Raw genomic sequence first — 18,250 nt, 5'->3', positions numbered from 1 at the left:
GTGAAGACGGGCCGCCGGGCAGTGGAGGGATCAGGGGGCTGAAAGGGTCTGCACGTTCAGGGCCGCCCGCACCGCGTCCAGAAACGCGGCGGGGTCGGCCGTCTGCCCCTGAGCGAGGTCGGCCCGCCCGCCGCCCCGGCCACCCGTCCCCTTCAGGACCTCGCCTAGCAGCGCCCCGGCGGGAACCTCGGCCCGCCCGCTGCCCACCCCGCAGCGCCCGCCCGGAGTGACGGCGGCGCAGACCTCGCTGGGGGGAGTAGCCGCCAGCACATCGGGGAGGAGGGTGGGGTCGTCCAGGTTCAGGGTTCGCAGCGGCACGCCCGCGACCTCCCCCACCGGGGCGGCCGCGACCAGGGCCGCCGCGAGCCGGGTTCGCAGGGCCGCCGCTTCCACCTTCAGCGCGTCCCGCTCGGTGACCAGCGCCGCCACCCGCGCGGGCAGGTCGGGCACGCCCACGCTGAAGCCCTGGGCCAGTGCTCGCGCGTCCCGGTAGGTGGCGGTCAGGAACTCGGCCGCCTCCTCCCCCGCCCGGAACACCACCCGCGTCAGGCCGGAGCGGATGCGCTCGGTACGCAGGACGGCCACAGGTGCGGCCATCCCAGCGCGGGGAACGTGGACGCCGCCGCAGGCGCTCACGTCGAAGGGCACGCCCGCCTCATCCCGGAAGATCACGAGGCGAACCTGTCCGCGCACCTGGGGGGGGCGACGCAGTGGGTAACTCGGCAGCTCGGCCTCGGGGACTACCCGCGTTTCCAGGGTGAGGTCGTGGCGGGCCAGAGTTTCTCGCAGCAGCCCCTCGGCGGCCTGCGCGTCGGCCTCGGTCGGAAAGCCCTCCAGGTCCAGGGTGCAGTCGGGGCCGCGCATCCCAACCGCCGCGACGCGGAAGGCCGGGTTGATCCGGAAAAACGCCTGCGCGAGCAGGTGTTCCCCGCTGTGGCGGGCCATCTGCCGCCAGCGGCGGGCCGCGTCCACCTCGCCCGTGACGGGCGTGCCCATGGGGGGCGGGCTGCCCTCCAGCGTGTGCCAGATGCTCCCCGTCGCCCGGTCCTTCTGCGTGTCGGTGACGCGGGCCTCGCCGCCGTCCCAGCGCAGCACCCCCGTGTCGGCATTCTGGCCGCCGCCCTCAGGGTGAAAGGCGGTGGCGTCGAGGGCGACGCGGCCCGCCTCCACCGCCGTCACCGTGGCCGCGAAGCTGAGCTGCGTGGGTTCGTCGTAATACAGCAGACGGGTCATGCGGCCCCGTGCGGGCGCGGCGTCAGGCCATTTTGGCGAACCAGGCGGCGCACCTCCTGGCAGCGGCACGAGGAGTAGTCGCATAGCAGGGCCTCGGGGTTCGCCGTGACGAGGCGGACAGTGGCGTCCACCAGGTCGCGCACCCGGTACAGCTCCAGCACCGCGCTTCCCACCGTCACGCTCTGGCCCGTGACGTGGGGCTTGACCCGCCCGAACGCCGCCGAGCAGTTGGGAAAGGCAGTGGGGCGCACCTCGGTCCCGATGGGCACATACCGGGTGAGCAGCGGCATCCCCGCCACGTGCTCACCGTAGTGGACGCTGGTGTTGCTGCCGAAGTCCACGCCCATCATCAGCGCGAAGCCGTTCAGGTCGTACAGCGCCCCGATAGGTTGATAGGGACTGTCCAGCGTCTGGGCCGCCGTGACCTGCTCCGCCGCCTGCCCCAGCGCGATAAAGGACAGGGTGGGGTGAAAGGAGCGCACGGCGTCGGCGCGGTCCACGAGTTCCTGCGGCACCCGGCCGATGTCGCGGCTGACCCGCAGGTCGCGGTGAAAGCGCTGATGTACGGGCGAGGAGGCCTGCCGCAGCAGCGTGCCGTAGGTAAAAGCCGGGGCCACCACCGTCGCGGTCCGTTCCACCAGCGCGTCCACCACCGCCTTCGCCCCGCCCTCCAGTTGCCCGAACGAGCGCAGGCTGGCGTGGACAATCACATGCTGCGAGCCGGACAGCCCCAGGGCCGCCAGCCCCTCATCGAGATCGGAGGGCGTGACGACGGGCTTGCGGCGCAGGTTCAACACGGGGGAAGTGTAGAGCTTTCAGCCCTCAGCGGTCAGCAGTCAGAACAGCCAAAAGCCCCAGCCGGAGCCGGGGCTTTGCTGCTCTGCGCTGGGAGACGACGGTTACTTCACGAACAGCATCTGCCGGTAGGTCGGCAGCGGCCAGTGCGCGTCGGCCACCAGCTTTTCCAGGCGGTCGGCGGCCTGCCGCACCCCGGCCATCGCGGGGAGAATCTGGTCGCGCATGTGGTAGGCCTTCTCATGCACAGTGTCGCCGCCCAGCGCACGGTTCTGCTCGCGCAAGGTCCCCAGGGCGTCGTACAGCTCGTCGGCGGCGGCTTCCACCTCGGCGGTCGTCTCGCGCACCGCCCGGCTGCCCCCGGCGCGGGCGAGGTCGCCGAGGTACGCCACGGCGGCGGGCAGGATCATCGTCTGGGCGACCGATTCGGTCGTCTCGCCCTCGATGTTCACCGTCTTGAAATAGATGTCGAAGAGGATCTCCTGCCGCGCTGCGAGTTCGCGCTCGGTGAGGACGCCGAAGCCCCCGAACAGCCGCACGTTCTTCTCGTCTCCCAGGTGCTCGATGGCGTCCACGCTGGTCCGCAGGTTGAGCAGCCCGCGCTCCTCCTCGGCCTCGCGGTGCCACTCCTCGGAGTAGCCGTCCCCGTTGAAGACGATGCGCTTGTGGGCCGCATACGTCTCGCGCACGAGTTCACCCACCGCCTCGTCAAGTTCCAGGCCGCGCGTCAGGCGGGCCTGCAACTCGGCGGTCAGGGTCTGCACCGCGTCGGCGACGATGGTGTTCAGCACCGTCACCGGAAAGGAGATGCTCTGGGAGGACCCCACTGCCCGGAACTCGAACTTGTTGCCGGTAAAGGCGAAGGGGCTGGTGCGGTTGCGGTCCCCGGCGTGGCGAGGAATGCGCGGCAGGACGCTGGAGCCCAGGCCCAGCAGCCCGGCTTCCGGCCCGCGCCCGCCCTCGCCGGATTCGATACGGTCAAGGATGTCGGTGAGTTCGCTGCCCAGGAAGATCGAGAGGATCGCGGGCGGGGCCTCGTTCGCGCCGAGGCGGTGGTCGTTGCTGGCGCCCGCGACCGAGATGCGCAGCAGGTCCTGATGCTCGTCCACGGCCTTGAGCACCGCCGTGCAGAAGAACAGGAACTGGAGGTTCTCGTGCGGGGTGTCGCCGGGTTCGAGCAGGTTCTCGCCTGCGTCGGTGCCCATGCTCCAGTTGCAGTGCTTGCCGGAGCCGTTCACGCCCGCGAAGGGCTTCTCGTGCATCAGACAGACCAGGCCGTACTTGCGGGCGGTGTTGCTGAGCACCTGCATCAGCAGCTGCTGGTGGTCGGCGGCCACGTTGCTCTGCTCGAAGATGGGCGCGATCTCGAACTGCCCCGGCGCGACCTCGTTGTGGCGGGTCTTGACCGGGATGCCCAGCGCGTAAAGCTGCAGCTCGGCGTCCGTCATGAAGCTCAGCACCCGGTCGGGAATCGCGCCGAAGTAGTGGTCTTCGAGTTCCTGCCCGCGTGGGGGCCGCGCCCCGAACAGGGTCCGCCCGGTCATCACGAGGTCGGGGCGGCGGAAGTAGTACTCCTCGGCCACCAGGAAGTATTCCTGCTCGGCCCCCACCGTGCTCCCCACCCGCGTGCCCTCGGATGCGCCGAAGAGGTGCAGCGCGGGCGCGACGGCCTTGTTCAGCGCCTCGGCCGATCTGAGCAGCGGCGTCTTGAGGTCGAGCGCCTCGCCCGTCCACGAGGCGAAGGCCGTCGGGATGCACAGGGTCGCCCCATTGCTGTGCCGGATGATAAAGGCCGGGCTGGAGGGGTCCCAGGCCGTGTACCCCCGCGCCTCGAAGGTGGCCCGCAGCCCGCCCGACGGAAAGGAGGAGGCGTCGGGCTCGGCCTGGATGAGTTCCTTGCCGCTGAAGGCCGCGATCGCCAGGCCGTCCCCGTTGGGCGAGACGAACGCGTCGTGCTTCTCGGCGGTCGAGCCGGTCAGCGGCTGGAACCAGTGGGTGTAGTGGGTCGCGCCGCGCTCCATCGCCCACGTCTTCATGGCGAGCGCGACCGTGTCCGCGATGCCGGGGTCGAGCCGCTCGCCGCGTTCCACGGTCGCCCGCAGGCTCTTGTAGGCGGGCTTGGAGAGCCGGGCCTTGAGCTGCTCGAGCGTCAGCACGTCGCGGGCGAACAGTTCGCTGACGACCTCAGCGGGTGTGGGCACCTCGCCCCGTTCGACCCGCCAGCTGCGGGCGGCGGTGAGCACGTCAAAGTCGTGGTTCATGGATTCCTCCTGGGGAGTCAGGTGGGCTGGGGACCGGCGCCGCCTGTGAATGACCGGAGTATGGGGGCGGGAATGCAGATTGGTCAACTTTTGTCGAACGGGGTGCACGGACCAGCTCCTCTGCCTCCGCGAGATGGCACGCCTCATGCAAAATGACTCGTAAAGTTCGATCAGAGATGGCGCAATTGCCCCGCACCCCTTATCGTGACGCCCGGAGGCCCCCTGCTGATGACCCCTGTCCTGTCCGCCGCTGCCCGCCACCTGCTCGACCGCCTGACTGACGAGGGGGTCGAGTTTCTGCGGCTGCAATTCACCGACATCCTGGGGGCGACGAAGAATGTGGAGGTGCCGCGCTCGCAGTTCGAAAAGGCCCTGCGCGGCGACGTGACCTTCGACGGCAGCGCGGTCGAGGGCTTTACCCGCGTCGAGGAGAGCGACATGCTGCTCGCGCCGGACCTCTCCACCTTCCTGATCTACCCGCCCTTTTCCGCCGAGGACCACGAGGGGGGCCGGGTGGCGCGGCTGATCTGCGACGTAACGCTGCCGGACGGCACGCCCTTCGGGGGCGATCCCCGGCGGGTGCTGCGGCAGCAGGTCGAGCGGGCCGCCGCCCTGGGGTTCGAGATGCTGGTGGGCACCGAGCCGGAGTTCTTCCTGTTTGAGCGCCCGGTGCCCGGCAGCGGCGGGCGGCAGGGAACGGTCACGCACGACCGGGCCGGGTATTTCGACCTCGCGCCCGTGGACCGGGGCGAGCGCATCCGGCGGGAGATCACCCAGCACCTCGTCGGGATGGGCTTCGAGATCGAGGCCGCCCACCACGAGGTCGCGCCGGGGCAGCACGAGATCGACTTTCGCTACGCGCCCGCGCTGGAAGCCGCCGACCGCCTCGCCACCTTCAAGTTCGTGGTCAAGCGGGTGGCGCTGGAACACGGGTTGCTGGCGAGCTTCTTGCCCAAGCCCATCGCGGGGGTCAGCGGCTCGGGGATGCACTGCCACCTCAGCCTGACGCGCGGCGGCGAGAACGCCTTCGCCGACGCAGGGGCCGAAGACGGCCTCTCGCCGACGGCGCGGCAGTTCATCGCGGGGCTGCTGGAACACGCCGGGGGCATGGCGGCGATCACCAACCCGCTGGTAAACAGCTACAAGCGGCTGGTCCCCGGCTTCGAGGCCCCGGTCAACGTGGCCTGGAGCACCGGGAACCGTTCGGCGCTGATTCGCATTCCGGCCAAGCGCGGCGCCTCCACCCGCGCCGAGGTGCGGATGCCGGACCCCAGCTGCAACCCTTACCTTGCGCTGGCGGTGATGCTCGCGGCGGGGCTGGACGGCATCGAGCGCGGGCTGGAACCCCCGCCTGCCATCGCGCGGAACATTTTCCGGATGACCGTGCGCGAAAAACGGCACCACCGGGTGCGCGACCTGCCGGGCGACCTGCGCGAGGCCGTGGACGAACTGGAGCGCGACGAGGTGCTGGCCGCCGCGCTGGGCGAGCACGTCATGGACCGCTATGTCACCGCCAAGCGCGCGGAGTGGGCCGAGTACAACGCGGCGGTACATGCCTGGGAACTGGAGCGCTACTTGGAGCTGATCTAGGGCAGCTGCGGCGCTCATCCAGACAGGTCAGGAGCCCCCCCGCATAGGTTCCGGGCGGGTCTTGGGGCACAGACGGGCAATCTGGACATCCCCAGGGGCCAGGAAGCGCAATTGTGGTGGTCAGCCCTCTCCAAATGACTTCCTTTCTTGCTCAGCCGATGATGAGCGGCGCGTTGACTTCCCCTTTAGGTGTCCCTACAATCAGGCCACCCGACAACAGCGCCCAAAGCGCAAATACCCTTGGAGGAACCATGAAGAGCACCGCCCTGAGCCTGTCCGTGTTGGCCGCCCTCGCCCTGGGAAGCGCCAGCGCCCAGACCACCGTCAAGATCGCCACCCTCTCGCCGCTCTCCGGCGGGCAGAGCGACCTTGGGACCCAGATTCGCAACGGCGCCCAGCTTGCCGTGAACGAGTACAAGGCGCAGTTCCAGAAACTGGGGATGAACCTGCAACTCGTCGCCTATGACGATCAGGCCGATCCCGCGACCGGGACCGCGCAGGCCCGCAAGATCGCTGCGGACCGCTCCATCCTCGCAGTCGTCGGCACCCTGAACTCGGGCGTGGCGATTCCCAGCAGCCAGGCGCTCGTCTCCAGCCGCGTGGCGATGGTCAGCCCCGCGAACACTGCGAACAACGTGACCGACCGCGCCCTGAGCAACATGAACCGCATCGTGGCCCGTGACGACGCGCAGGGTCCGGCGGGCGCGAACTTCCTGACCGACAACCTCAAGGCCAAGCGGGTCTACCTGCTCAACGACAAGACCGCCTACGGCGAGGGCCTGACCAAGGAAGTGGAAAAGGCGCTGAAGGCCAAGAGCGTGCAGGTCGTGGGCAACGAGGGCACCGAGGAGAAGAGCGACTTTTCCTCCATCATCGCCAAGATCCGCCTGCAGCGCCCCGACGCGATCTACTTCGGCGGCATCTACAACCAGATCGGCGTCTTTATCAAGCAACTCCGGGAAGCCGGGATCACCACCCCGGTGATGGGCGGCGACGGCATGGACAGCTCCGAACTCGCGACCATCGCGGGCAGGGGCGCGACCAACATCTACTTCACGACCGTGGCCGCGCCCATCGACGCGCTTCCGGCAGCCAAGACCTTTGCCGCCAACTTCCAGAAGACCTTCAAGGATCAGGCCCAGGGCTTCGCAGCCTTTGGCTACGACGCCGCCAAGGTCGTGCTGCAGGGCATCCTGGCCGCGCACAAGGCCAATGGCAACAAGGTGCCCAGCCGCACGCAGGTCGAGTCCGCCATCCGCAAGGGCACCTTTACCGGGCTGCTCTCGGGCAACGTCAGCTTTAACAGCGTGGGTGACCGCAGGAGTGCCACCCTCTACGTGATGAACGTGCAGGGCGGCAAGTACCAGCTCTCGGCCCGCCTGCCCGTTCGTCCCGCCCGCCAGTAAGACCGGGCGGACGCAGGGAATCGCTGCACCGGGGGCTGGGCCGCAGATGCCCGGCCCCCTCTCTGTGGCCCAGAACAGAATGTGACCTGACGCGCTAATGTTCGGACGGCTCCCTCCGCGGGGTCCGGTTTTCCGTTTTCTCTCGCCCCGATGGGGCACCCCCCTCCCCGAAAGGAGCAAGGACCTTGGATCTCGCCACACTGCTGCCGTTTCTCGTGAACGTGATCGCGGGCGGCCTCGTGCTGGGCTTCGTGTACGCGATCATTGCGCTGGGCTACACCATGGTGTACGGCGTGCTGCAACTGATCAATTTCGCCCACTCGGAGGTGTTCGTGACGGGCGCGGTCGTGGGCTTCGAGGTGTTCCGGGTGCTGACCCCCAGCCCCATGAACGGCTACCTCAAGCTGCTGATCGCCCTGCTGGCGGCGATGGTGATCTCGGGGCTGCTCAACGTGCTGATCGAGCGCCTGGCCTACCGCCCGCTGAGAAACGCGCCCAAGCTGGTGCCGCTGATCACGGCCATCGGCGTGTCCCTGGTCTTGCAGGACGTGCTGCGGCTGATCGAGGGTTTCCAGGGCCGCTTCGACCTGACCTACACGCTGCCCGAGGGCTTTTCCGGGAAGTTCTGCGGCGAGGGCAGCAGTTGCGTGGCTCTGGGCAACGCCCTGCGGACGATCGGCCTGGACCTGCAGCTCAAGGACGTGATCCTGATCGTGGTGTCGCTGCTGAGCCTGGCGGTGCTGAATTACCTTGTCAACCGCACCCGGCTGGGCAAGGCCATTCGCGCCGTGGCGCAGGACCGGGTGACCGCCGGACTGATGGGCATCGACTCGAACCGCATGATCAGCGCGACCTTCCTGATCGGCGGGGCACTGGGCGGCATCAGTGGCGTGCTGTTCGGCTTGAAGTTCGGCACGGTCAACGCGTACTCGGGCTTCGATCCCGGCATCATTGCCTTTACGGCGGCCGTGCTGGGGGGAATCGGCTCGATTCCCGGCGCGGTGCTGGGCGGCCTGACCCTGGGCGTGATTCAAAACCTGATCGGGGTGACAAATATCTTCGGCGGGCTGCTGGGGATCGCCAACCTGGAGTCGATTGACGCCTCCTACCAGCGCATCGGGGCCTTTATCGTCCTGGTGCTGATCCTGATTTTCAAACCGACCGGGCTGCTCGGCAAGAGCAATGTGGAGAAGGTATGACGGCAGCGAATCCGATGGCCCCCCGGCGCGCGGCTCCGGCTCCCGACCGCACCGGGCTGCTGCTCTTGATCTTCGTGGTGACGAGTGCGCTGCTGCTCGTCTCGCACAACCGCGACCTGCTGGATACCCTGGGCGGGCTGGGAGCGGTGCTGCGCAATCCCATCGTGGAAGCGATTGTCGTTTCGCTCTTCCTGGCGAACGTGCTGTTCGCGTACCTGTGGCGGGCTGCCCCCTGGGCCAAGGCGCTCGTCGGGCTGGGCAGCCTGCTCCTGATCCTGCCGTGGGCCGGGCAGGAAGACACCTCGCTGCTCGACCTGAGCATCCAGATCATGATTTTTGCGGCGCTGGCGCTGGGACTGAACATCGTGGTGGGCCTCGCGGGGCTGCTGGACCTGGGGTACGTGGCGTTCTTTGCAGTGGGCGCGTATACCTGGGGCATCTTCGCCAGCCCGCGCTTCGCGGAGATCGGGCGCTACTTCGCCGAGAATCCGGGAGCGAGTGCGGCGGCGACCGCCGTGCTGGGGGCCGTGACCCTGCTCGCCGGGCTGGGCGGCTATCTGGCACTGCAACGCCGCCGGGCCGATGACCTGTCGGGAGCGGGGGCCTGGGGACTGGTGCTGCTGCTCGTCGCCGGGTGGGTGGCCTGGTTCTTCGCGGGACGGGGCCTGTTCACGCTGGGGGACCGTCCCTGGAGCACCGCCGCGCTGTGGATCGGGCTGGTTCCAACCGGACTGGGGCTGCTGTATCTGGCCTACAGCGAGAGCCGGGGCCGGGACGCACGGGGCGCCCTGCTGAGCCTGAGCCGGGTGCTGCTCGCGCTGGCGGGCGTGGTCGGGATGGTGCTGGTGGCGCGGAGCATCCTGCTGCTCACGGCCGACGGCATCACGGGGCTGACCACCGGCATCGATCCCAGCTTCTTCTGGCTGTTTCTCGCGCTGAGCGTCTTTGCAGCGGCGGTCGTGGGTGTCCTGATCGGCCTGCCCGTACTGCGGCTCAAGGGCGATTACCTCGCCATCATCACGCTGGGGCTGGGGGAAGTCATCCGGGTGCTGGCGAACAACCTCGACCTGTACTCGGCGGGGTCGCAGGGCATCACGCCCATCAAGAGCGCGTCGGTGGGCTGGTTCGACACGCTGGCGGCGCGGCTGGGCTTCGCGGAAGACCAGTACGGCCTGCTGTTCCTGTACGTGCTGTGCCTGCTGATGGTGGCGCTGATCCTGCTGGTGAACGTGCGGCTCGACCGCTCGCGCATCGGGCGGGCCTGGATCGCCATCCGCGACGACGAGGTCGCGGCGCAGGCGATGGGCGTGCCGCTGGTGCAGACCAAGCTGATCGCCTTTGCCACGGGCGCGAGTTTCGCGGGCGTGATGGGCATGATCTTCGCGGCCAAGCAGACCTTCGTCAGCCCCGAGAGCTTCAACCTGTTTCAGTCCATCGGTGTGCTGGCGATGGTGATTCTGGGCGGCATGGGCTCGTTCCCCGGCGTCATTCTGGGGGCGACGGTGGTGACGCTGCTCAACCTGCGCATCCTGCCGGGGCTGGGCGAGGCGACGGCGGGCCTGAGCTGGATCCCGCAGCAGGCCAATCCGGGACAACTCCAGCGCCTGATCTTCGGGGCGATTCTGGTTGCCATGATGCTGCTGCGCCCCGAGGGACTTCTGCCCAGCCGCCGCCGCACGCTGGAGCTGCACCACGAGGACAACCAAGAAGACGACAGCGCCAAGGGCACCGGCCCCGCGCTCACGGGCGGCGGGGGCGACGTGTTCAGCCCTGGCCTGGAGACGCGCAAGGAAGACGAACCGGCGGGAGGAGCCAAGTGACGGCCTACCAGGGAAGCACGCCCCTCATTCTGGACGTGCAGCACCTCACCAAGACCTTCGGGGGGCTCACCGCCGTCAACGACGTGACCTTCGGGGTTCCTCAGGGCGGAATCATCTCGGTGATCGGGCCGAACGGAGCGGGTAAGACGACCTTTTTTAACCTGATCACGGGCATCTACGCGCCCGACCGGGGCAGCGTCCGGCTGGCGGGGCGCGAGCTGATCGGCCTGCGGCCCGACCAGGTGGCGGCGGCCGGGATCGCCCGCACCTTCCAGAACATCCGGCTCTTCTCCTCCATGACCGCCGAGGAAAACATCATGGTGGGGCGCCACAGCCGCCTGAAGGCCACCTTCCTCGACGCCGTGCTGCACACCCGCGGCTTCCACGACTCCGAGCGCGAGGCCCGCGAGACCGCGCGGATCATGCTGGACTTCGTGGGGTTGAGCAAGTGGCGGGGCGAACTGGCGACCAACCTGCCCTACGGCGACCAGCGCAAGCTGGAAATCGCCCGGGCGCTGGCGACCACGCCCAAGCTGATCCTGCTGGACGAACCGGCGGCGGGCATGAACCCCCGCGAGACCGAGGACCTCAAGGCATTGATCCGCTGCATCCGCGACGACCTGGGCGTGACGGTGGTCTTGATCGAACACGACATGCGGCTGGTGATGACACTGTCCGAGAACATCACGGTGCTGGACTACGGCACCAAGATCAGCGAGGGCCTGCCCCATCAGGTTCGCAACGACCCCGCCGTGATGGAAGCCTACCTGGGGCGCGGCGCGGCAGCCGGGGACTACGGCAAGGAGGCCAGATGACCGCGCAGGAGACGGGCACGGGCACGGCGCCGCTGCTGGAGCTGCGCGGAGTCCACACCTACTACGGCCAGATTCACGCCCTCAAGGGGCTGGACATGACCGTAAAGGAAGGCGAGATCGTCGCCCTGATCGGCGGCAACGGGGCGGGCAAGACGACCACCCTACGCACGGTCAGCGGGATGATGAAGCCGCGGGCCGGGCAGGTACTCTACGCGGGGCAGGACGTGACCGGCGTGCCCGCCCACACCCTGCTGGGCCGGGGCATGAGCCACGTGCCGGAAGGCCGCCGCATCTTTCCGCAGCTCAGCGTGCGCGAGAACCTGGAGGTAGGGGCCTACTCGGTGACCGACCGGGGGTTGATCGAGCAGCGGATTCAGGAAGGCTTCGCGCTGTTCCCCCGCTTGAAGGAGCGTGAGAACCAGCTCGGCGGCACCATGTCGGGCGGTGAGCAGCAGATGCTGGCGATTGCCCGCGCCCTGATGGTCAACCCCAGGTTGCTGCTGCTGGACGAGCCCAGCATGGGTCTGTCGCCCCTCTTTGTCGAAGCGATCTTCGACATCGTGCAGATGCTCAACCGCGAGCGCGGCACCACCATCCTGCTCGTTGAGCAAAACGCGAGCATGGCATTGGGCATCGCCCACCACGGCTACGTCCTCCAGACCGGTGAGATTCGCCTCAGCCGCGCGGCGGCCGAACTCGCCCGCGATGAGACGGTCCGCAAGGCGTATCTGGGCGACGAGTGAGGGCAAGGGGGCGGAGAGGTCCGGCCGTGCTTGAAGCCCTTTCGCCGCAGGAGGGAGTCGCCCTTGTTCCCATTTTCCGATTCTGAAACGGTCGCCCGGTATGCCGAAGGACCTGCGCGGCAGGTGCCGGGCTTCCAGAGCCTGCAACAGATGACTGGGCTCCTGCTTGCCGAGCGCGTGCCCGACGAGGGGCATGTGCTCGTCCTCGGCGCGGGCGGCGGGTTGGAACTCAAGGTCTTTGCTGAGGCCCATCCCGGCTGGCGCTTGTGCGGTGTGGACCCCTCGGCCGAGATGCTTGGGCTGGCCGAGCGCACGCTGGGGCCTCTGGCTCCCCGCGTCGACTTCCACCAGGGGTATATCGGCAGCGCCCCGGCGGGTCCTTTTGATGGCGCCACATGCCTGCTCACCCTGCATTTCCTCCCGGAGGAAGAGCGGCGGCGAACAGTGGCCGAGGTCCATCAGCGGTTGAAGCCCGGCGCCCCCTTTGTCATCGCCCACCACAGCTTTCCGCAGCAGGACGGGGAAAAGGCGAAATGGCTTGCCCGTTACGCCGCCTTCGCGGTCGCGGCCGGGGTCCCCGCACCGAAGGCGCAGAACGCGGTGACGGCCATCAGCGACCGTCTCCCCCTCCTTTCACCAGAGCAGGACGAGGCCATCTTGCGTGAGGCAGGCTTTAGCGATGTAGCCCTCTTCTATGCGGGCTTCACCTTCCGAGGATGGGTCGGGTACAGGGCGTGAGCTCTTCACCCGGACAGACTGGGTCGCGTCGTCAACACCGCAGCAGTCCGTCCTGACAGCTCGGTACTCCTGGGGGTGAGGTCACTCCTTCAAAGGAGTGACGTGCTTGGGAACCATCCCCCGGCGTTTTCTGCACGTCGGGAAGTCAAGACGGAAAGGGTCGCCCCCAGATGGGAAGGCGGCCCTCCTTCTTTGCACCCGGTTCATGGCCCTTGCCACGTCTCTGCCTTGTCCAGACCGGGTAAGGTCAACCATGCGACTCCTCCACGTCGGCGCGGCGGTCCTCCTTCCAGCTCTGCTCTCAGCGTGCCTGCCCGCGCCGCAGGCGTTCGACCCGGCGCGGCTCCCGGCTCCCGCTGACCTGGGCGCGAAGAATTTCCCGATGGAGTGGTGGTACGTCTCGGGCTACCTGCCGGAGTCGGGGCTGGCCTTCCACTGGGCGCAGTTCAAGGTGAACTACCGGGGAATTCCGTATCACGCGGGGCACGTGGCGGTGACGGACCTGCGAACCGGGCAGCTCAACTTCTACGAGAACGAGGTGCAGCAGGCCCGCTTCGGTTTTCCGCCGCTGAGGGTCGAGCAGGGCGAGTGGCGGCTGCGCCAGGAGGGCGAGGTCTATACGCTGCGGGCCGGGCCGCTGAACCTCACGCTCACGCCGCGCAAGGGGCCGGTGGTCCATCCGCCGGGGTACTCGGGCACGCCGGAGGTCGGGCGGCTGTACTACCAGAGCATCACCCGGATGGACGTGGCGGGGACGGTGCTGGTGTCGGGGGCCGGGGCGAGGACGGCGACCGGGCAGGCCTGGCTCGACCACCAGTGGGGCGACCAGCAACCCGGCGCCCAGGCTCGATGGGACTGGTTCGGGCTGCACCTCTCGGACGGCTCGGACCTGATGCTCTACCGGGTGCGGAATGCGGCGGGCCAGGTCGTGCAGGTCGCCGCCTCGCGGGTGGACGCGGCCGGGGTGGCGCGGGAGGTGCCGGGCGTCACGATGACGCCGGGCCGCACCTGGCGCAGTCCCAGCAGGCGCGACTACGTGCTGACCTGGCAGGTCACGGCACCCGATCTGGCGCTGACGCTGGAACCCCTGCGCGACGAACAGGAACTCCTCTCGCGCAATACCTCGGTCGCGTACTGGGAGGGGCCGGTGCGCGGCACGGGGACGCTCGCCGGGCAGCCGGTCACCGCCGAGGGCATGGGGGAACTCGTGGGCGGATTGCTCACACGGGCCGAGGGAGGGCGCTTCGTTCCTTCCGGGCGCTAGACGGGACACCCGTCACCCCATCCTCGACTCTGGAAACTTGACATGACCACACTCAAGTTGCAAAATAGGGGTACTTGAGGAGGTTCTCTTGAATCCCGAACGCTTCACCGAAGCGGCGCTGCAAGCCGTGGCCGCCGCCCAACAACTCGCACAATCCAACCATCAACAGACCCTGACCGTCGCGCACGTGCTGCGGACGCTGCTCGACAACGACACCGCCGCCCGCGCCGTGACCTCGGCGGGGGGTGACCTCTCGGCCATTCGCTCCGCGCTGGACGCCGAACTCGCCAAACTTCCCCGCGTGCAGGGTGGCGGCGAGAACCTGTACCTCGATCCCGCGCTGAACCGCGCCCTGCAAGCCGCTGAAAAGGAAGCGCAGACGCTGGGCGACGCCTTTGTCGCCGCTGACACGCTGCTGCTCGCGTTGCGGGGAGAAAGCCGCACTGCGGGCCTGCCCGCCGAGGCCGCGCTGCGTCAGGCCGTGACCGAGGCCCGGAAAGGAAAGACCGTGACGACCAAGACCGCTGAACAGCAATTCGATGCGCTGGAAAAGTACGGGACCGACCTGACCCAGCGTGCCCGCGACGGCAAATTCGACCCCGTGATCGGCCGCGACGAGGAGATTCGCCGCGTGATGCAGATTCTGCTGCGCCGCACCAAGAACAACCCCGTGCTGATCGGCGAGCCCGGCGTGGGCAAGACTGCCATTGCCGAGGGGCTCGCCATCCGGGTCGTGAAGGGCGACGTGCCCGAGGGCCTCAAGGACAAGCGCATCGTCTCGCTGGAGATGGGCAGCCTGCTCGCCGGGGCCAAGTTCCGGGGCGAGTTCGAAGAACGCCTCAAGGCCGTCATCGACGAGGTCGTGCAGTCGGCGGGCGAGGTCATCCTCTTTGTCGACGAGATTCACACCATCGTGGGGGCGGGCAAGACCGAGGGCAGCCCCGACGCGGGCAACATGCTCAAGCCCGCGCTGGCGAGGGGCGAGCTGCACCTGATCGGCGCGACCACCCTCGACGAGTACCGCGAGATCGAAAAGGACGCCGCGCTGGAGCGCCGTTTCCAGCCCGTCTTCGTGGACGAGCCCAGCGTGGAGGACACCATCTCGATCCTGCGTGGAATCAAGGAGCGCTATCAGGTTCACCATAACGTGGAGATCACCGACCCCGCGCTGGTCGCCGCGGCGCAGCTCTCGCACCGCTACATCACCGACCGCCAACTGCCCGACAAGGCCATCGACCTGATCGACGAGTCGGCCGCCCGGTTGCGGATGGCGCTGGAATCCAGCCCCGAGCGCATCGACCAGCTTCAGCGCCGCAAGCTGCAACTGGAGATCGAGCGCGAGGCGCTGCGGCGGGAAAAGGATCAGGACTCGCAAAACCGCCTGCTGGACATCGAGGAGTCCCTTAAGGCCGTCACCGACGAGCTGAGCGAGGTCCGCAGCCGCTGGGAGGCCGAGCGCGGTGAGGTTCAGGCCCTGCGCGAGAAGCGCGAGGCGCTCGACGGGGTCCGCACCGAGATCGAGAAGGCGCGGCGCGAGTACGACCTCCAGAAGGCCGCCGAGCTGGAATACGGCACCCTGCCGCAACTCGAACGCGAGGTGCAGGAGCTCGAACGGAAGCTCAAGGACGCCGAGTTCGCGCACATGGAAGTCACCGAGGAGGACATCGCCGCCGTCGTGAGCCGCTGGACGGGTATCCCGGTCAGCAAGCTGATGGAGGGCGAGCGCGAGAAGCTGCTGCGCCTCGAAGAGCAACTGCACACCCGCGTGATCGGCCAGGACCGCGCCATCGTGAGCGTGTCCGACGCGATTCGCCGCGCCCGCGCGGGCCTGAACGACCCCAACCGGCCGCTGGGCAGTTTCATGTTCCTGGGGCCGACCGGGGTGGGCAAGACCGAGCTGGCCAAGGCGCTGGCCGAGTTCCTGTTCGACTCGCAGGACGCGATGGTCCGCCTCGACATGTCCGAGTACATGGAAAAGCACACGGTGGCCCGGTTGATCGGGGCGCCTCCCGGCTACGTCGGCTACGAGGAAGGCGGCCAGCTTACGGAGGCCGTGCGCCGCCGACCCTACGCGGTGATCCTGCTCGACGAGATTGAAAAGGCGCATCCCGACGTGTTCAACGTGCTGCTTCAGGTGCTCGACGACGGCCGCCTCACCGACGGTCAGGGCCGCACGGTGGACTTCCGCAACACGCTGATCATCCTGACCAGCAACATCGGCTCGCCGCTGATTCTGGAGATGCAGCACCGGGGCGAGAGCGCCGAGGCGATCCGCGAGGCCGTGATGGAGGAGTTGCGTGGCGAGTTCCGGCCCGAGTTCCTCAACCGGGTGGACGACATCATCGTGTTCGACGCGCTGACCCCGGCCGACCTGCACCGCATCGTGGACATCCAGACCCAGGGCCTGCGGAGGCGGCTGGCCGAACGCCGGGTGGCCCTGCACCTCACCGACGCCGCCAAGGACCGCCTCGCGCAGATCGGGTACGACCCCGCCTTCGGCGCCCGGCCCCTCAAGCGGGCCATCGCCCGCGAGATCGAGACGCCGCTCGCCCGCGAGATTCTCTCCGGCCACGTCACCGACGGCAGCACGCTGACGGTGGACTACGACGGGCAGGGATTCCGGTTCGAGACGGGTGTGCTGAACTGAACGACTGAACGCATGACAAAGCCGCCGCCCCATGTGGGGCGGCGGCTCTGTTGGCGCGTCTTAGCGGCGGGTGGTGTTGGTGCTGTTCACCACAGTCTGGGTGTAGCGCTTGCCGGTCAGGCCAGCGAGGCCGAGCAGCCCCGCGAGGCCCAGCCAGCCCCAGTCGGTGGCGGAATCGGTGGCCTCGGCAGGCGCCTCGGTGCCGACCGTCTCGCCCTCGCTGCCGTCGGTCTGGGCATAAGCACTCACGGGAAAGGCCAGCACGGCCGCCAGGGTCAGGGTCTTGAGCACGTTCTTCTTCATGAGGAGCAGTGTGACGCATCGCCCAGAAGGGAGAGATGACCCGCCCTTGAGCAAACCTGTATGTGCGCGGGGCAGGGGCGTTCAGGTGCCCGCTTTCCAGACCACGCCTACCGCCTCCTCCACGCTGCGGACCCCCTCGCGCCCGTCCAGGCCCGGCGGCACAATGAGCTGGCGGTAGCCCGCGCGGGTCGCTTCCTCGGCGCGGCGCAGGGCGCCCTGGGTCGAGCGGACCTCGCCCGCCAGCCCGACCTCGCCGAAGACCGCCACGTTGCCTGGCAGTGCCCGCCCCACGACCGCCGAGTACACGGCGAGTGCGACCGCGAGGTCCAGGCCGGGGTCGGGCACCTTGAGGCCGCCCGCGAGGTTGACGTACACGTCCAGACCGCCCAGGGTCAGTTCCAGCCGCCGCTCCAGCACTGCGAGGACCACATCCACCCGGCGGGGGTCGAGGCCCACGACCACCCGGCGGGCATTGGGATAGGGCGTTTTGCTGGCGAGAGCCTGCACCTCCAGCAGCATGGGCCGCTGACCGTCGATGGTCGCCGCGACGACGCTGCCGGGCACGCCGACGGGCCGCTCAGCGAGAAAGGCGGCGCTGGGGTTCTCCACCGCGACCAGCCCCTCCCCCCGCATCTCGAAGACGCCGAGTTCTCCGGCCTGCCCGAAGCGGTTTTTCACCGAGCGCAGCAGCCGGAAGGCGCCCACCGTCTCCAGAAAGACGGTCGTGTCCACGATGTGCTCCATCACTTTCGGCCCGGCGACGGTGCCCTCCTTGGTGACGTGCCCCACGAGGACGGTGGCGGTGCCCGTCTCCTTGGCGGCGCGGGTGAGCAGGGCGGTGCCCTCGCGGACCTGCGCCACGCCGCCGGGGGTGCCGTCGCCCTCCACGGTGACGGTCTGGATCGAATCCACGATGCACAGGGCGGGCCTGTGCTCGGCCATCAGCGCGGCCACGTGCTCGGCGCGGGTGTCGCGGGTGAGCTGAATCTCGGCGGTGACGCCCAGGCGGTCGGCCCGCAGGCGAATCTGCTCCAGCGATTCCTCGCCCGCGACGTACAGCACGGTCTGGCCGGTTCGCGCCAGCCGGTCGGCCACTTGCAAGAGCAGCGTGCTTTTGCCGATGCCGGGTTCGCCGCCGATCAGGGTGACGCCGCCCGCGACGAGGCCGCCCCCCAGCACCCGGTCGAGTTCGGGAATGCCGGTGGGCGTGCGGGGTTCCTCGCGCCGCCCGACGGTCGAGAGGGCCGTCAGCTTGCCGCCGGTGACGCCGCCGTAGCCCCCTGCGCCGCCCGTGCGGGCTTTCCCGGCAGCGACGGTGGGCACCTCCTCCTCGAAGGAGTTCCAGGCCTGACAGTTCGGGCAGCGGCCCAGCGGTTTGGCCGACTGGTAGCCGCAGGACGTGCAGACGTACTTGGTCGTGACTCTCGCCACCGGGC

Annotated in this window: 14 protein-coding genes; 9 read left to right on the top strand and 5 right to left on the bottom strand. The window is 68.7% G+C overall.

All coding sequences use genetic code 11. The annotated features are described in order from the left end of the window. Positions 1–30 precede the first annotated feature (30 nt). The 3 genes from F8S09_RS03135 to F8S09_RS03125 form a co-directional block, all read right to left on the bottom strand. Positions 31–1,233 (bottom strand): alanyl-tRNA editing protein, encoded by a 1,203-nt coding sequence (locus F8S09_RS03135; RefSeq protein WP_152868830.1) that lies wholly within the window; start codon positions 1,231–1,233, stop codon positions 31–33. Next, a complete protein-coding gene (locus F8S09_RS03130) occupies positions 1,230–2,030 on the bottom strand; it encodes an AAC(3) family N-acetyltransferase (RefSeq protein WP_322618478.1) in 801 nt (266 codons plus the stop codon). Before F8S09_RS03130 ends, F8S09_RS03135 begins: the two co-directional genes overlap by 4 nt. Before the next feature lie 102 nt (positions 2,031–2,132). Next, complete coding sequence (locus F8S09_RS03125; protein WP_152868828.1) at positions 2,133–4,289, bottom strand: glutamine synthetase III family protein; 2,157 nt, start codon at positions 4,287–4,289, stop codon at positions 2,133–2,135. 228 nt (positions 4,290–4,517) lie between these two features. Here F8S09_RS03125 and glnA point away from each other — a divergent pair, with 228 nt between their 5' ends. From glnA to clpB, 9 genes are all read left to right on the top strand, one after another. Next, positions 4,518–5,879, top strand: coding sequence for a type I glutamate--ammonia ligase (gene glnA, locus F8S09_RS03120; RefSeq protein WP_152868826.1), 1,362 nt, complete (start codon positions 4,518–4,520; stop codon positions 5,877–5,879). Positions 5,880–6,130: 251 nt separating this feature from the next. Beyond that, the gene (locus F8S09_RS03115; RefSeq protein ID WP_152868824.1) at positions 6,131–7,285 is read left to right on the top strand and encodes a branched-chain amino acid ABC transporter substrate-binding protein; all 1,155 of its coding nucleotides are present in this window, start codon (positions 6,131–6,133) and stop codon (positions 7,283–7,285) included. Between the two features lie 185 nt (positions 7,286–7,470). Then, complete coding sequence (locus tag F8S09_RS03110; RefSeq protein ID WP_152868822.1) at positions 7,471–8,484, top strand: branched-chain amino acid ABC transporter permease; 1,014 nt, start codon at positions 7,471–7,473, stop codon at positions 8,482–8,484. After that, positions 8,481–10,304 (top strand): branched-chain amino acid ABC transporter permease, encoded by a 1,824-nt coding sequence (locus tag F8S09_RS03105; RefSeq protein ID WP_152868820.1) that lies wholly within the window; start codon positions 8,481–8,483, stop codon positions 10,302–10,304. The genes F8S09_RS03110 and F8S09_RS03105 overlap by 4 nt, the downstream gene beginning before the upstream one ends. Next, entirely contained in the window at positions 10,301–11,119 is an 819-nt protein-coding gene (locus F8S09_RS03100; protein WP_322618477.1) for an ABC transporter ATP-binding protein, read from the top strand. Before F8S09_RS03105 ends, F8S09_RS03100 begins: the two co-directional genes overlap by 4 nt. Next, complete coding sequence (locus tag F8S09_RS03095) at positions 11,116–11,862, top strand: ABC transporter ATP-binding protein (RefSeq protein WP_152868818.1); 747 nt, start codon at positions 11,116–11,118, stop codon at positions 11,860–11,862. The genes F8S09_RS03100 and F8S09_RS03095 overlap by 4 nt, the downstream gene beginning before the upstream one ends. A gap of 150 nt (positions 11,863–12,012) precedes the next feature. Next, on the top strand, positions 12,013–12,600 hold the full coding sequence (locus F8S09_RS03090) for a class I SAM-dependent methyltransferase (protein ID WP_227978437.1): 588 nt from the start codon (positions 12,013–12,015) through the stop codon (positions 12,598–12,600). 253 nt (positions 12,601–12,853) lie between these two features. Beyond that, complete coding sequence (locus F8S09_RS03085) at positions 12,854–13,864, top strand: lipocalin family protein (protein ID WP_152868814.1); 1,011 nt, start codon at positions 12,854–12,856, stop codon at positions 13,862–13,864. A gap of 88 nt (positions 13,865–13,952) precedes the next feature. Further along, entirely contained in the window at positions 13,953–16,511 is a 2,559-nt protein-coding gene (clpB, locus tag F8S09_RS03080; RefSeq protein WP_152868812.1) for an ATP-dependent chaperone ClpB, read from the top strand. Positions 16,512–16,571: 60 nt separating this feature from the next. On the opposite strand, the gene F8S09_RS03075 is transcribed toward clpB, so the two are convergent. Together F8S09_RS03075 and radA are read right to left on the bottom strand one after the other, a co-directional pair. Then, positions 16,572–16,814, bottom strand: a complete 243-nt coding sequence (locus tag F8S09_RS03075; RefSeq protein ID WP_152868808.1) for a WGxxGxxG family protein — start codon at positions 16,812–16,814, stop codon at positions 16,572–16,574. A gap of 81 nt (positions 16,815–16,895) precedes the next feature. Next, the gene (gene radA, locus F8S09_RS03070) at positions 16,896–18,245 is read right to left on the bottom strand and encodes a DNA repair protein RadA (RefSeq protein ID WP_322618476.1); all 1,350 of its coding nucleotides are present in this window, start codon (positions 18,243–18,245) and stop codon (positions 16,896–16,898) included. Between the last annotated feature and the right edge of the window lie 5 nt (positions 18,246–18,250).

Origin of the sequence: Deinococcus terrestris, from assembly GCF_009377345.1 — a bacterium.
In the GTDB taxonomy this organism is placed as follows: Bacteria; Deinococcota; Deinococci; order Deinococcales; family Deinococcaceae; genus Deinococcus; species Deinococcus terrestris.
This window is presented reverse-complemented; position numbering and strand designations above follow the sequence as displayed.